Origin of the sequence: Streptomyces sp. NPDC004609 (assembly GCF_042873655.1) — a bacterium.
In the GTDB taxonomy this organism is placed as follows: domain Bacteria; phylum Actinomycetota; class Actinomycetes; order Streptomycetales; family Streptomycetaceae; genus Streptomyces.
Genome location: NZ_JBIALS010000022.1, coordinates 133529 through 147329, shown reverse-complemented (window position 1 = coordinate 147329; position 13801 = coordinate 133529). Strand labels below are relative to the sequence as shown.

The 13801-nt window shown below is 73.9% G+C and carries 13 protein-coding genes; 7 read left to right on the top strand and 6 right to left on the bottom strand.

All coding sequences use genetic code 11. The features are described from left to right. Positions 1–145 precede the first annotated feature (145 nt). On the bottom strand, positions 146–529 hold the full coding sequence (locus ACFYT4_RS22355) for a cold-shock protein (RefSeq protein WP_389271617.1): 384 nt from the start codon (positions 527–529) through the stop codon (positions 146–148). Between the two features lie 180 nt (positions 530–709). Between ACFYT4_RS22355 and ACFYT4_RS22350 the strand changes: the two genes are divergently transcribed. Beyond that, positions 710–952, top strand: coding sequence for a hypothetical protein (locus tag ACFYT4_RS22350; RefSeq protein WP_389271614.1), 243 nt, complete (start codon positions 710–712; stop codon positions 950–952). Positions 953–981: 29 nt separating this feature from the next. Here ACFYT4_RS22350 and ACFYT4_RS22345 read toward each other — a convergent pair whose 3' ends face one another. Continuing rightward, positions 982–1647 (bottom strand): HAD family hydrolase, encoded by a 666-nt coding sequence (locus ACFYT4_RS22345; protein ID WP_389271611.1) that lies wholly within the window; start codon positions 1645–1647, stop codon positions 982–984. A 187-nt stretch (positions 1648–1834) separates the two neighbouring features. Here ACFYT4_RS22345 and ACFYT4_RS22340 point away from each other — a divergent pair, with 187 nt between their 5' ends. The 4 genes from ACFYT4_RS22340 (at position 1835) to ACFYT4_RS22325 (ending at position 5983) form a co-directional block, all read left to right on the top strand. Beyond that, complete coding sequence (locus tag ACFYT4_RS22340) at positions 1835–2845, top strand: FecCD family ABC transporter permease (protein WP_389271608.1); 1011 nt, start codon at positions 1835–1837, stop codon at positions 2843–2845. A gap of 83 nt (positions 2846–2928) precedes the next feature. Continuing rightward, positions 2929–3981, top strand: a complete 1053-nt coding sequence (locus ACFYT4_RS22335; RefSeq protein ID WP_389271605.1) for a FecCD family ABC transporter permease — start codon at positions 2929–2931, stop codon at positions 3979–3981. Then, the gene (locus ACFYT4_RS22330; RefSeq protein WP_389271602.1) at positions 3978–4922 is read left to right on the top strand and encodes an ABC transporter ATP-binding protein; all 945 of its coding nucleotides are present in this window, start codon (positions 3978–3980) and stop codon (positions 4920–4922) included. Before ACFYT4_RS22335 ends, ACFYT4_RS22330 begins: the two co-directional genes overlap by 4 nt. After that, on the top strand, positions 4919–5983 hold the full coding sequence (locus tag ACFYT4_RS22325; RefSeq protein WP_389271599.1) for an ABC transporter substrate-binding protein: 1065 nt from the start codon (positions 4919–4921) through the stop codon (positions 5981–5983). Before ACFYT4_RS22330 ends, ACFYT4_RS22325 begins: the two co-directional genes overlap by 4 nt. Positions 5984–6008: 25 nt before the next feature. Here the strand turns inward: ACFYT4_RS22325 and ACFYT4_RS22320 are convergent, their stop codons facing one another. Then, positions 6009–7367, bottom strand: a complete 1359-nt coding sequence (locus ACFYT4_RS22320) for a hypothetical protein (RefSeq protein ID WP_389271596.1) — start codon at positions 7365–7367, stop codon at positions 6009–6011. 139 nt (positions 7368–7506) lie between these two features. Here ACFYT4_RS22320 and ACFYT4_RS22315 point away from each other — a divergent pair, with 139 nt between their 5' ends. Further along, positions 7507–10065, top strand: a complete 2559-nt coding sequence (locus tag ACFYT4_RS22315) for a helicase C-terminal domain-containing protein (protein ID WP_389271636.1) — start codon at positions 7507–7509, stop codon at positions 10063–10065. Between the two features lie 167 nt (positions 10066–10232). Here ACFYT4_RS22315 and ACFYT4_RS22310 read toward each other — a convergent pair whose 3' ends face one another. After that, on the bottom strand, positions 10233–10688 hold the full coding sequence (locus ACFYT4_RS22310; protein ID WP_389271593.1) for a hypothetical protein: 456 nt from the start codon (positions 10686–10688) through the stop codon (positions 10233–10235). A 178-nt stretch (positions 10689–10866) separates the two neighbouring features. Between ACFYT4_RS22310 and ACFYT4_RS22305 the strand changes: the two genes are divergently transcribed. Beyond that, positions 10867–12507, top strand: a complete 1641-nt coding sequence (locus ACFYT4_RS22305) for a DNA repair helicase XPB (protein WP_389271590.1) — start codon at positions 10867–10869, stop codon at positions 12505–12507. A gap of 143 nt (positions 12508–12650) precedes the next feature. On the opposite strand, the gene ACFYT4_RS22300 is transcribed toward ACFYT4_RS22305, so the two are convergent. Both ACFYT4_RS22300 and ACFYT4_RS22295 read right to left on the bottom strand, forming a co-directional pair. Then, positions 12651–12974: a hypothetical protein gene (locus ACFYT4_RS22300; RefSeq protein ID WP_389271587.1), complete on the bottom strand. Its 324-nt coding sequence runs from the start codon at positions 12972–12974 to the stop codon at positions 12651–12653. Between the two features lie 4 nt (positions 12975–12978). Further along, positions 12979–13719, bottom strand: coding sequence for a glycosyltransferase 87 family protein (locus ACFYT4_RS22295; RefSeq protein WP_389271584.1), 741 nt, complete (start codon positions 13717–13719; stop codon positions 12979–12981). Positions 13720–13801: the final 82 nt, after the last annotated feature.

Below are 13801 nucleotides of genomic sequence, written 5' to 3'. Positions count from 1 at the left end.
GTACGAGGGCGACCCTCCGCCTTGCGATTGCACGCACCGGACGCCGCAGGCCCCGCCCTCCGGGCGGACGACGCTACTTTCGATACACGCCCTAGAAACCGTCCGCCCGGGAAGCCCGGGGGCCGTACGCCGCCGGGACCGGTGCTCAGACGTCGAGTTGGTCCGCCACCGCCCGCAGCAGGCCCGCGATCTTCTTGCCCTGCGTCTTGTCGGGGTAACGGCCGCGCTCCAGCATCGGAGTGATGTTCTCCAGGAGCGTCGTCAGGTCCTGCACGATGGAGGCCAGTTCGTCGGGCTTGCGGCGCTGGGCCGCCGCCACGGACGGGGTCGGGTCGAGAACCGTCACCGAGAGTGCCTGGTCACCGCGCTGGCCCGCGACCACGCCGAACTCGACGCGCTGGCCGGGCTTGAGCGAATCGACCCCGTCGGGCAGCACTGACGAGTGCACGAAGACGTCGCCGCCGTCGTCGCGGGAGAGAAAGCCGAAGCCCTTCTCGCTGTTGAACCATTTGACCTTGCCGGTAGGCACGTCTGTCCTCGTCCTCGTACTCGTCGGGGCGCTTCGTGTGGCGCTTGGGCGACCGGAAAACTGCTCTGGATAGCACTACAGCGGGTCGTCCGACCCGCTCCCACCCAAGGCTAGTGGTCCAGGGGCTGGTGACAAGACGTCGCCGAACGGTTCCTACCCGCAGGGAACTACCCTGGCCGGATGACTGCTACTCCTTCCGCGCCGGGTGACGGACTGGTCCGGGCCGGCGCCATCGTCTTCATCGTCGGCGCGGTGGCCACACTGGTCACCGTGGCACCGCTCTTTCTGGGCACCGAGCCGTTTCCGCCGATCGCCTACGCGGTCTGCATGCTGATGGGTGTCGGGTTCGTGATCGCGGCGGGGGGTGTGCTCCGTTCGGTCGCGGCTCAGCGGCGGGCGGCCACATCGGTGACGCCGTCATGACAGGGACGGCAACGGGGTGCCGTCCGGTTTCACCCCGCGGCGTACTCGCTTAGCCACGCCGGGAACTCGGTGAGGTCCCCGATCACCACATCCGCCCCGGCCGCCCGCAGTTCGTCCGCGCTGCAGGGGCCGGTCGGCACGGCGACCGAGAGGGCTCCCGCGGTGTGCGCGCCGCGGACGTCCCCGATGTGGTCGCCGACGTACACGCTCGCGCCGTGCTCGCGCAGCGCCTCCGCCTTGCCCTCGGCCCACAGCCAGCCGATGACGGCGTCCGGCTCGATGCCGAGATGGGCGAGATGGAGCTTGGCGTTCGGCTCGTGCTTGGCCGTGACGACGACGGCCCGGCCGCCCGCCTCCCGGACGGCGGCGACGGCCTCGTGGGCGCCGGGGAGCGCGAGGGTCGGTTCGATGGCGTACGCGGGGTAGATCTCGCGGTAGCGGTCGCCCATGGCCTGAATTCGATCGTCGGGGAACCAGTGCGCGAGTTCCTGCTCCAGGGGCGGACCCAGCCGGGTGACGGCGAGATCGGCGTCGATCCAGGTGCCCGTCTCCTCGGCGAGCGCGACGTACGCGGCGTGGATGCCCGGGCGGGAGTCGATGAGGGTCATGTCGAGGTCGAAGCCGATGGTGGGGGCGGCGGTGGGGAGGTGGGCGGGGGCGTGGTTTCGGGGAGCCGTCTCCCGGTGGGAAGCCATGGATTCATTGTGCCCATCGATGGCCCGTACACCCGACCCGTAGACTTAGCCAAGCCTTACCTACACTCAGGGGGTTGTTTTCCCCTGCCCGCTCGCCCCTGCCCGCCTTTCCCGCCCGCTGTCGCCGTCCTCTTCACCTCCGGCAGTCCCCGTTACCTCCGTCCGTCACCGCACCTGATTGGTCACCATGTCAGCCAGACGCGCGCTCGCGGTCCGCCGCATCGGCTGGACGGCGGCGGCCGTCGTGGCCCTGCTGGTCGCCGTGCTGCTCAGCCTCGGAGTGGGGGCGCGATCCATCGCGCCGTCCGCGGTGTTCGAGGCGCTGTTCCAGGGCGGGGGCGGTGACGACGCCGAGGTCGTACGCGAACTCCGGCTCCCCCGCACCCTCATCGGACTGATGGTCGGCACGGCGCTCGCGCTCGCCGGCGCGGTCCTCCAGGGCCTCACCCGCAATCCGATCGGCGACCCCGGCATCCTCGGCATCAGCCAGGGCGCGTCGGTGGGTGTCGTTCTCGCGATCGCGTACGCCGGGGTGCACACGCTCACCGGATACGTCTGGTTCGCCTTCGCGGGCGCGGCGATCGCCTCCGTCGCGGTGTACGCGATCGCCTCCAGGGGGCGCGGCGGGGCGACCCCGGTGAAGCTGGCGCTCGGCGGCGCGGCCGTCAACGCGCTGCTGGTGTCCGTGATGATGGCGGTCCTCACGACCGAGGCCGCGGTCCTCGACGAGTTCCGCTTCTGGCAGGTGGGGTCCATCGCCGGGCGCGAGGCGGACATCGTCGAACAGGTCTGGCCGATCCTGGCGTCGGGTGTGCTCCTGGTGGCGTTCGTCGCGCGCGGCCTCGACGCGCTGGCGCTCGGTGAGGACGTCGCGAAGGGGCTCGGGCAGAAGGTCGCGACCGTACGGATCGCGGGCGGGGTGGCCGCGACCGTACTGACCGGGGTCGCCGTGGCCGCGGCCGGGCCCATCGCCTTCGTCGGACTCGCGGTGCCCCACATCGCGCGGGCGGTCGTGGGCGGCGACCACCGGTGGATGCTGCCGATGGCGGCGCTGATCGGGCCGGTGATGCTGCTGATGTCCGATGTCGCCGGACGGGTGATCCTTCCGCCCGGGGAGGTCCCGGCGGGTGTGATGACGGCGCTGATCGGGGTGCCGTTCCTGGTGGCCCTGGTGCGACGCAGGGCCGTGCCCTCATGACGCGGGCGACCGGGCCGGCGGCGTGCGCCGCGAAGGCCCCGCCCGGTGGACGGGACACGGACGGAACAAGCCCGGGAGCGGGGATGAGCGCACAGGTCAGGCCGGCGGGCTACCGGGTCGTACGGGTGCGGGCCGGGAGCCTTCTGCTGCACCGCAGGGCCGTGGCCGTCGCCGCCGGGCTCGGCGTCCTGCTCGCCGGGGTGTGCGTCGCGTACCTCAGCGTCGGCGAGTCCTTCGTGGCGCCCGGCGAGGTCCTGCGGGTCCTCCTCGGGCAGCCGTCGGCCGATGAACTGGTCGTCGGGACACTGCGGCTGCCGCGCATGGTGGTCGGGGTGCTCGTGGGCATCGCGTTCGGGATCGCGGGCGCGCTCATCCAGACGGTCGCGCGCAACCCCCTCGCCAGCCCCGACATCATCGGCATCAGCCAGGGGGCGAGCGCGCTGACCGTGGGGGCGATGACGTTCGGGGTCTCCTCGTACGCCGTGCTCCCCTATCTGTCGGTCACCGGCGGGATCGCCGCCGCCGCGCTGGTGTACGTGTTCGCCTGGCGCGGCGGACTGCACGCGACCCGGTTCGTGCTGATCGGGATCGGGTTCGCGATCGCGCTGCGGTCGCTCACCACCCTCTTCATGACGAAGGGCGACTACATGGTCGCCCAGCAGGCGCAGATCTGGATGACGGGCTCGCTCAACGGCCGCGGCTGGGAGGAGGCGGCGCCCCTCGCGTGGACGCTGCTCCTGCTCGCGCCCGCCGTGGTGTGGGCCGCGCGGGCACAGCGCGGCGTGTCCCTGGACGACGACACGGCGACCGCGCTCGGGGTGCGCCTCGGACGGGTCCGGCTCGGGCTCGTGGCCCTCGGGGTCGTCCTCGCGTCCGTGGCGACGGGCGCGGCCGGGCCGGTCGACTTCGTGGCGCTGCTGGCGCCGCAGATCGCGCGCCGGATGACCCGTACCGCGCAGATCCCGCTGCTGTGCTCCGCGCTGCTGGGCGCGGTGATCGTCGTCCTCGCCGACCTGCTCGCCCGCAAGCTGTTCGCGCCCACCGAGCTGCCCGTGGGAGTGCTCACGGCCGCCGTCGGCGCGCCGTATCTGATCTGGCTCATCATGCGGAGCCGTACCACCGGAGGGAAGTCGTGAGCAGGCTCACCGCCCGCGGGCTGACGCTCGCCTACGAGGACCGCACGGTCGTCCACGAGCTGGATCTCGCGGTCCCCGACCGGAAGGTGACCGTGATCGTCGGCCCCAACGCCTGCGGGAAGTCGACGACCCTGCGCGCCCTGGGGCGGCTGCTGAAGCCCCGGGGCGGGTCGGTGCTCCTGGACGGGCGGGAGCTGGCGAAGACCCCCACGAAGAAGATCGCGCAGTCCATCGGGCTGCTGCCCCAGTCACCCGTCGCGCCGGAGGCCATCACGGTCGCCGACCTCGTCTCCCGGGGCCGCCAGCCCCACCAGGCGTGGTGGAAGCAGTGGTCCGAGGAGGACGAGCGCGCGGTCTCCGACGCCATGGAGCGCACCGATGTCGGCGCGCTGGCCGAGCGGCCCGTCGACGAGCTCTCCGGCGGGCAGCGGCAGCGCGTGTGGATCGCGATGGCCCTCGCGCAGGAGACGGATCTGCTGCTGCTGGACGAGCCGACGACGTTCCTCGACATCGCCCACCAGGTGGAGGTGCTCGATCTGGTGCGCCGGCTCAACCACGAGCGGGGCCGGACGGTCGTCGCCGTCCTGCACGACCTCAATCAGGCCGCGCGGTACGCCGATCACCTGGTCGCCATGAAAGAGGGCCGGATCGTCGCCGAGGGCCGCCCGGAGGAGGTCGTCACGGCCGCTCTCGTACGGGAGGTCTTCGGGCTCGCGTCGGTGGTGGTCCCGGATCCGGTGACCGGTTCGCCGCTCGTGGTGCCGGGCGCGCCCTACTCACCCGGTTCCGCCCCCGATTCCCCACCGGCGGACGCCCCGCTGGAACAGGCCGTCCCTGAACCCGCCGCCCCTGAACCCGCCGTCCCTGAACCCGCCGCCCCTGAACCCGCCGCCCCGGAAGACACCGCCCCGGAGAACACCGTACGAAAGGCATCCCCATGACCCCGTCGTCCCCTGCCCCGCGGTCCGCCCGGGCCGCCCGGGCCGCCCGGTCCACGGGTTTCCCCGGGCCGTCCGGATCCTCCCGCGCCGCCTCCCCGTTCCGGGGGCGCCGCCTCGGCGCCGGGGCGTTCCTGCTCACCTCCGCCCTCCTCCTCACCGCGTGCGGCTCGGACGGCTCGGACGGCTCGGACGGCGACGCGGCCTCCGGCGGTACGCGCACGGTGCAGACCGCCATGGGCGAGGTGAAGGTGCCCACCGCGCCCGAGCGGGTCGTCGTCCTCGACACCGCCGAGCTGGACTCCGCCATCACGCTCGGGGTGAAGCCGGTCGGCTCCACCCACGCGGACGTCGACGGCGGGTTCCTCGGCTATCTGCCCGAGGACGAGGTGGCGGGCATCAAGGACGTCGGCGAGATGATGACCCCGAACATGGAGGCCATCGCGGCGCTGAAGCCCGATCTGATCCTGACCAGCAAGGTCCGCCACGGCACCCGGTACGAGGCCCTGTCGAAGATCGCTCCGACCGTGATGACCGAGACCACCGGCTACCCCTGGAAGGAGAACTTCCAGGTCCATGCCCAGGCCCTCAACAAGCCGGCCGAGGCGAAGAAGGCCGTCGCCGCGTACGAGGCCCGCGCGGCCGAGGTCACGACCGCGCTCGGCGGGCCCGCGAAGGCGGCGGCGACGAAGGTCAATGTGGTGCGCTTCGTGGAGGGCGCGGACGTCCGCATCTACGGCAAGCAGAACTACATCGCGACGATCCTCGCCGACGCCGGCCTCGGGCGGCCCCCCGTCGCGGACCGCGCGAAGGACGGGTTCTCGTACGACGTGAGCCCCGAGAAGATCGATCTCGCCGACGCGGACGCCGTCTTCCACACCACCTACGGCGACCCGGACAAGGCCAGGCAGACGCAGGTGCTCAACAGCGGGCTGTGGAAGAACATGAAGGCCGTGAAGACCGGCAAGGTCTTCACCGCGGACGACGAACTGTGGATCCAGGGCATCGGCTACACCGCCGCCGGCAAGATCCTCGACGATCTGGCGGCCCGCCTGGGCAGCTGACGCCCCGGGCGCCCGCCGGTGCCGCTCAGCGCCTCCGCGCCCGCCACACCAGGTAGAGCGCGGAGGCGATCGCCGCGCCCTTCAGCACCCAGGGCCAGGTCCCGGCGAAGGCGTCCTTCATCGCACCCTCGGCGATCGGCTCGCCCCAGCGCCCCTCGGAGCGCCCCCAGATCCACACCAGTCCCGCCGCCACGGCCGCCGCGGGAAGACCGAAGACCGTCAGCTTCGTCTCGAACGGTGTGAGCCGCCGCGAGCCGTACGCGAGGAGCCAGCCGAGGCCGAGCGCGAGCCAGGAGCCGAGCACCACGCCCGCGACGAGCAGGGCCGCGGCGACCAGGAGGAACGGGTTGCCGAGTCCGGCGGCGGCCGGGGCTCCCCCGGCGTCGGCCCGGCGCCGCAGGCGCGGCACCCACCGCCGCCGGGGAGCGGCCCCCGCCCCGGTGTCCCCTGCGTCCCCGGTGTCTCCAGTGTCTCCGGTCGTCTGCTCGCCGCCGCCGGCCCCGGTCTCCTCGCCCGGCTCCCCGTCGTCGTCCGGGCGCGGCGGGCGCAGTATCTCGGGGATCTCCACACCGCCGGTGAACCCGGCGACGCGTTCGCCCGCGCCGTACGGATTCGGCTCGACGCGCCACCAGTCGACGTCCGGCTCGGCACCGCCGGAGGGGCCCAGCTCGTCGAGCCCCGCGAGGTGGGGAGGCAGTCCCACGGCGGGCGGCGGGGCGGGCTCGGGGGCCGGGTTCCTGCGGGGGCGGGGAATCCGGCGGCGCACCCGCTGGCCGGGCAGACCGACGGGGGAAGACGGCCGGCCGGCGGACCCGCCGGATCCCGTGGCGCCCGGCGATCCGGCGGACGGCGGCGACCCCGTGTCCCCGGGCGACCCTGCGCTCCCGGGCGATCCGCCGGGCCCGCTGTCCCGACCGCCCGTGGGCTGCAGGAGCCCCGCCCATCTGCCGAGCGCGGACAGGGAGCCGGGGGCCGGACGGGAGCCCGGGCCCGTCCGGCCCGGACGCGCCCCGCCCGCGCCGGACGAACCCGTGGCCGGGGAACCCCCGGCCGACGAACGCGTGGCCGCCGCGCCCGATGCGGACCCGCCGGAAGCGGACGGGCCCGGAGCCGACGCGCCCGGGATCCCCGTGTCCGCGCCCGGCGTCGCGCCGCCGCCCCTCGCCGCCGCGGTCACCACGTCGTCCGGGGACCCGAGCCGCCCCAGGATGCGCCGTACCGACGCGGGACTGTTCCCCCCGGCGGCCGAGCGCTGCCGGTCGATCTCCCCGCGCAGCGCCGACACCAGCCTCATCCGGCTGCCGGACGACAGCTGGTGCTGCTGGGCCAGGTCGCCGACCCGGCTCAGATAGTCGTAGACGAGCTGGTCGCTCTCGATCCCCACCGACGCTTCCCCTGACGTTCCCCGACGTTCCCCGCCGCTCCCGGCCCCGGGCCGCCCGCCGTGTCACCGCCGGCCCGCACTTGCCCGACGGTAGCGCGGCCCCGCCCTTCCAGGGACTACCGTGGGGCGGATGGGGACCATGCCCGAAGGAAGCAGTCCGCGCACGCTGGCCGAGGCCCTGCGTGCGCGCGGTGACGAGGAGCTGGCCGCGCTGCTTCGCGCGCGGCCCGATCTGCTGAACCCCGTGCCCGGCGATCTGACACAGCTCGCGACACGCGCGGGAACACGTGCCTCGGTCGTACGCGCCCTCGAACGGCTCGACCGGTTCACCCTCCAGGCCGCCGAGGCGCTGGCCGTGGCCCCCGACCCGGCCTCCTACGACTCCCTGCTCACGCTGCTGACCGGCGACGAGGGCGACCCGGCGATCGAGGCGGCGCTGCCCCGGGCGGTGGCGGAGCTGCGCACCCAGGCCCTGGTGTGGGGCGGTGACGAACGGCTGCGGCTGGTGCGCACCGCGCGCGAACTCCTCGCGCCCTCGCCGACCCGGCCGTCGCCCACCGGGCTCGGCCCGACCGTCGCGGAGTCCACGGCGGGTATGTCGCCGGGCCGGATCCAGGAGATCGTGAAGGCGGCGGGACTGCCCACGACCCATGATCCGGTGTCCGCGGTCGCCGCGCTGACCGCCCTGTTCACCGACCGGCAGCGGATGGGCGAGCTGCTGGACGAGGCCCCCTCGGAGGCGCTCGCGGTGCTGGACCGGCTGGTCTGGGGGCCGCCGTACGGAGAGGTGACGGCCAGTCCGACCCCGCCCGTGCGCTGGCTGCGCGACCGGGGGCTCCTGCTGCCCGCCTCCCCCCGCACCGTCGTACTGCCGCGCGAGGCCGCGCTGCATCTGCGCGCCGGGCGGGCACACCGCACACCGGAGCCGTTGCCGCCGGAGGTCCTTCCCGCGTCCGCCGCGCCCGGCCGTCCACAGGTTGTGGACGGTACGGCGGCGGGACAGGCGTTCATCGCCCTGTCCACCGTGGAGGACCTGCTCCAGGACTGGCACGAGGGCGGTCCGTCCGTGCTGCGCGCCGGCGGTCTGGCCGTACGCGACCTCAAGCGGACGGCGGCGGCACTGGACACCAGCGAGCAACTGGCCGCGTTCTGGCTGGAGCTGGCGTACGCGGCGGGGCTGCTGGCGTCGGACGGCGGGGTGACCCGGACCGGGACGGCCACGGCGGACGAGCGGTTCGCGCCGACGCCCGCGTACGACGAGTGGCTGACCCTTCAGGCCGCCGAGCGCTGGTCGGTCCTCGCGTCCGCGTGGCTCTCCTCGACCCGTACGCCCGGTCTGGTCGGCACCCAGGACGGCAAGGGCCGCACCCTCGCGGCCCTCGGCCCCGATCTCGACCGCCCTTCGGCGCCCGGCACCCGCCGCCGCGTCCTGACCCTCCTCGCCTCGCTCCCCGAGGGCGCGGCCCCGGCCGTCGACTCCCTCCTCGCCCGCCTCCACTGGGAGCGACCGCTGCGCACCGCGGCGTCCCAGACCACCCCCGACCTGCGCTCCCGCCTGGCCTCCTGGACCCTCACGGAGGCGGAGACGCTCGGGGTCACGGGCCGGGGCGCCCTGTCGGCGCACGGCCGCGAACTGCTGACCGGGGCCGCCGACCGGTTGTCTCCGGCGGCCCCGGGGCCCGGATCCGCCGGGCCGGGCGGCGGGCGGCTCCCGGCCGGCCCCGCCACGGTCCTCGCCCCGCTGCTCCCCACCCCCCTCGACCACGTCCTCCTCCAGGCCGACCTCACGGCCGTCGCCCCAGGCCCCCTCGAACGCCCCCTCGCCGAGACCCTCGCGGTGCTCGCCGACGTCGAGTCGAAGGGCGGTGCGACGGTCTACCGGTTCACCCCGGGCTCCGTACGCCGTGCGCTGGACGCCGGGCGGTCCGCGTCCGATCTGCACACCTTCCTCGCGGCGCACTCGCGGACACCGGTGCCGCAGCCGCTGAGCTATCTGATCGACGACGTGGCCCGGCGCCACGGCCACCTGAGGATCGGCGCGGCGTCCTCGTATGTCCGCTGCGACGACGATGTGATGCTGGACGAGATCGTCGCCGACAAGCGGTCGCAGGGGCTGCGGCTGCGCCGCCTCGCGCCCACCGTGCTCGCCTCCCCGGCCGACCCGACGACGCTGCTGAACGGTCTGCGGGCGATGGGTTACGCGCCGGCGGCGGAGTCGGCCGAGGGGGATGTGCTGATCACCCGCGCCCATGCCCACCGCACCCCGCACCGGACCCCGCCGACCCCGCTCTCGGACGGCCCGCCGGTCCCCGCCGCGCCCCTGCTGGGCGCGGCGGTGAAGGCGATCCGGGCGGGCGACCTCGCGTCCACGGTCGTACGGAAGCCGGTCGCGGAGCCGTCCGGCGCCACCGCCGGTACGCCGTCCGCCTCCGAGGCGCCGCCGGGGGCATCGCCCGGCGGCCTCCCCCGGACCTCCGCCGCCGAGACCCTGGCGACGGTCCAGGCGGCGGCGATGACGGGCTCCGCGATCTGGATCGGTTACGTCAACGCGGAGGGCACCGCGAGCCAGCGCGTGATCGCGCCGGTACGGGTGGAGGGCGGCTTCGTCACGGCGTTCGACCACACGGCGGACGAGGTCCGGACCTATCCGCTGCACCGCATCACGGGCGTCGCGGAACTCGCGGGCGACTCTGCCTGAACCGGGCGCGCAGCCGGGCCGTGGCGCCGTCCGGGCGCGGGCCCCGCGCCGTCGCGGGGCCGACGCTCCCGGCCCCGCCCGGGGTCTTCGCGGTCCTGCCCGCGCTTCGGGTGTCCTCGGCCCTCCCGGCCTCTCCGGCCCTGCCCCGCCGGGCCGCGATCAGGCCGCTATCCGCCGAACGTGGCCTGCACGACCTTGAGGAAGATGCTCCCGAACCACACCAGGGCCAGGATCAGCAGGACGGCCTCGGTGTAGCAGAACGCGAGCAGGCAGCCGAGGGCCGCGAGCACCGTCCGCGGCTTGCGGCGCCGCGCGGTCCTGCCGAGCAGCCAGCTCGCCGCCACCAGGGCGAACGGCACGAGGTAGCCCAGCGCCAGCACCGCGGGGAACCCCGGCTCGGTCGTACGGAAGTCGATGAACGCCAGCAGCACCGCCAGCGGGGTGCCCACCGCGGGCACCAGCCACCAGCGCTCGTCCGGCAGGTCGGCGGCGGGCGCCCCGGGCGGGCCGTACGACCCGGGCGGCGGAGGCGGGCCGAACGAACCGGAGGGCCCGAAGGCCCCGGGAGGCGGGTTGTCTCCGGAGGGCCTGTCGTACCCGTGCGGATTCCACTGGCTCGTCATGGACCCAGGAAACCGCGCGGGGCCGCCGAGCGGCACCGTACGCGTACTCATTCCTTCCGCCGCCCCGGTACTCAGGGCACCCGGACACCCGGGCCCCGGGCACCCGGGACGGCGGCGCGGGCGGGCGAGCGGGGCGAGTACGGCACACTGGAGGTTTGACCGACCGAAAGGGCGCGGTGTGAACGGACCTCTGATCGTCCAGAGCGACAAGACCCTCCTCCTGGAGGTCGACCACGAGCAGGCCGACGCGTGCCGGCGCGCCATCGCGCCCTTCGCCGAACTGGAACGCGCCCCCGAGCACATGCACACCTACCGGGTGACCCCGCTCGGCCTGTGGAACGCGCGGGCGGCCGGGCACGACGCCGAGCAGGTCGTGGACGCGCTCGTCGAGTTCAGCCGGTACCCCGTACCGCACGCGCTCCTCGTCGACGTCGCCGAGACGATGGCCCGCTACGGCCGTCTCACGCTCTCCAAGCACCCCGTCCACGGCCTGGTGCTGACGACGACCGACCGGCCCGTCCTGGAGGAGATCCTCCGGTCGAAGAAGGTCCAGCCTCTGGTGGGCGCGCGGCTCGACCCCGACACGGTCGCCGTCCATCCCTCCGAGCGGGGGCAGATCAAGCAGACCCTGCTGAAGCTGGGCTGGCCCGCCGAGGACCACGCGGGCTATGTCGACGGCGAGGCCCACCGCATCGATCTCGACGAGTCCGGCTGGGCCCTGCGCCCGTACCAGAAGCAGGCGGTCGAGGGGTTCTGGCACGGCGGCTCGGGCGTCGTCGTGCTGCCCTGCGGCGCCGGCAAGACGCTCGTCGGGGCGGGTGCGATGGCCCAGGCGAAGGCCACGACCCTGATCCTGGTCACCAACACCGTCTCCGCCCGGCAGTGGAAGCACGAGCTGGTGAAGCGGACCTCGCTGACCGAGGAGGAGATCGGCGAGTACAGCGGTGCGCGCAAGGAGATCCGGCCGGTCACCATCGCCACCTATCAGGTGCTGACCACCAGGCGGAAGGGCGTCTATCCGCATCTGGAGCTGTTCGACTCCCGCGACTGGGGTCTGATCGTCTACGACGAGGTGCATCTGCTGCCCGCGCCCGTCTTCAAGTTCACCGCCGATCTCCAGGCCCGGCGGCGGCTCGGTCTGACGGCCACGCTCGTCCGGGAGGACGGCCGCGAGTCGGACGTCTTCTCGCTCATCGGCCCGAAGCGGTTCGACGCGCCCTGGAAGGAGATCGAGGCACAGGGGTACATCGCTCCCGCGGACTGCGTGGAGGTACGGGTCAACCTCACCGACTCCGAGCGGCTCGCGTACGCCACCGCCGAGACGGAGGAGAAGTACCGCTTCTGCGCCACCACCGAGACCAAGCGCAAGGTGGCGGAGGCGCTGGTCGCCCGGCACCGGGGTGAGCAGACCCTCGTCATCGGCCAGTACATCGACCAGCTCGACGAGCTGGGCGAGCATCTGAACGCGCCGGTCATCAAGGGAGAGACGTCGAACGCCCAGCGGGAGAAGCTGTTCGAGGCGTTCCGGCAGGGCGAGATCTCCGTGCTCGTCGTCTCCAAGGTGGCGAACTTCTCCGTCGATCTGCCGGAGGCCACCGTCGCCATCCAGGTCTCGGGCACCTTCGGCTCCCGGCAGGAGGAGGCGCAGCGGCTCGGCCGTGTGCTGCGCCCGAAGGCGGACGGGCACGAGGCCCGCTTCTACTCGGTCGTCGCCCGCGACACCATCGACCAGGACTTCGCGGCGCACCGGCAGCGGTTCCTGGCGGAGCAGGGGTACGCGTACCGGATCGTGGACGCGGACGAGCTGCTGGGTTCCTGAGCGGGCGCGGCGGCGGGTGCGTGAGCCGGCACGTCCATGAGGCGGCGGTTCGCGGGGCCGCCGGCGCCGGGGCGGGTGCGGCGGCGGGTCCATGAGCCGGCGGGTGCGGCGGAACGTGCCTGAGCCGGCGGGTGCGGCGGCGCTCACGCGTCCAGGGCCACCAGCACGGGCGCGGCCACGGTCAGCGCGTACTGGATCGCGGTGATCCAGCCGCGCACTTTGTCGGTCAGTGCCTCCGCGGGCAGGAACAGCGCCGCCAGCCCCGCGATCGCCGCGGGCCACAGCACGGTGAACCCGGCCTCGACCAGAGGGCCTCCGACGCCGTCGGTCTCGTGCGCGTCGATCAGGGCGAGCGCCGCGCACAGCACCCACGCCCCGATCAGGAACAGCATGCCGGTACCGGCGATCACACGGATCGCCGTGGTGTTGCCCGTGGCCTCGGACGCGGGTGTGCCGGTTGTCGTCATGCCTTCATCCAAGCCCGGCGGCGGGCCCGGCGCGTCGGTCGGACTGCTCAATTCCCGGGGCCGGGGCGTGAGTACGGCTACTCAGCCACAGGACCGCCAGCAGGGGGACGTACCAGGCCAGCTGGTGCGCGCCGCCGATGCCCGCGCCGAGCGTGTCGAGGACCCGGCGGCCCCAGAAGTCCGCGCTGGCGTGCGGGAGGACGAGCGCGCCCAGGAGCACGGTGGCGGTGAGCGAGGCGAGGGCCGTGAGCGAGGCCCGTACCCGGCCCGTGAACAGCAGATAGAGGATGAAAACGGCGGGCGTGAGGGCGACCCCGGCGGCGACACCGAGCGGGAAGCCCTTGCCGATGGCCCGTTCGTCGCGCGAGAGGTCCCACAGCACGAGACAGACGAGCGCGAGGGTGACGTCCGGTTCGAGCCAGGTACCGGCGGCGAGGGCGGCGAGGAGTACGGGCACGGGCGCGTTCAGACCCGCGACGCGGCAGCAGAGCCGTACGAGCAGGGCGAGGAGCAGCGCGTTCCCCGCGACGAACGCGACTTTGAGCGCCGTGGCCGGCAGCCAGGTCGCCGGTACGAGGAGGATCGCGGCGAAGGGCGGATGGCCGGTGGGCAGTTGCCCCGCGGTCACGGTGAAACCGTACGCGAGGGTGTCGGCCATGGGGACGCGCCGGGCGGTGCAGAGAGCGGCCAGGGCGAGGGCGAAGACGATGGTGAGTGATCGAAGGCTCACGGTCCGGTACGTCACGGCCGCGACCCTACTAGTGGATCACGGGGAGTCCGTGGAACGGCGGGAGGGTCCGGCTCGGCGGAATGCCGTCCGGCGCGGG

Bases quoted from the DNA above. Each gene is read 5' to 3' on its own strand.
- ACFYT4_RS22335 (WP_389271605.1), top strand. From the start codon at position 2,929: ATGAGCGCACAGGTCAGGCCGGCGGGCTACCGGGTCGTACGGGTGCGG.
- ACFYT4_RS22340 (WP_389271608.1), top strand. From the start codon at position 1,835: ATGTCAGCCAGACGCGCGCTCGCGGTCCGCCGCATCGGCTGGACGGCG.
- ACFYT4_RS22325 (WP_389271599.1), top strand. From the start codon at position 4,919: ATGACCCCGTCGTCCCCTGCCCCGCGGTCCGCCCGGGCCGCCCGGGCC.
- ACFYT4_RS22310 (WP_389271593.1), bottom strand. From the start codon at position 10,688: ATGACGAGCCAGTGGAATCCGCACGGGTACGACAGGCCCTCCGGAGAC.
- ACFYT4_RS22300 (WP_389271587.1), bottom strand. From the start codon at position 12,974: ATGACGACAACCGGCACACCCGCGTCCGAGGCCACGGGCAACACCACG.
- ACFYT4_RS22345 (WP_389271611.1), bottom strand. From the start codon at position 1,647: ATGGCTTCCCACCGGGAGACGGCTCCCCGAAACCACGCCCCCGCCCAC.
- ACFYT4_RS22350 (WP_389271614.1), top strand. From the start codon at position 710: ATGACTGCTACTCCTTCCGCGCCGGGTGACGGACTGGTCCGGGCCGGC.
- ACFYT4_RS22315 (WP_389271636.1), top strand. From the start codon at position 7,507: ATGCCCGAAGGAAGCAGTCCGCGCACGCTGGCCGAGGCCCTGCGTGCG.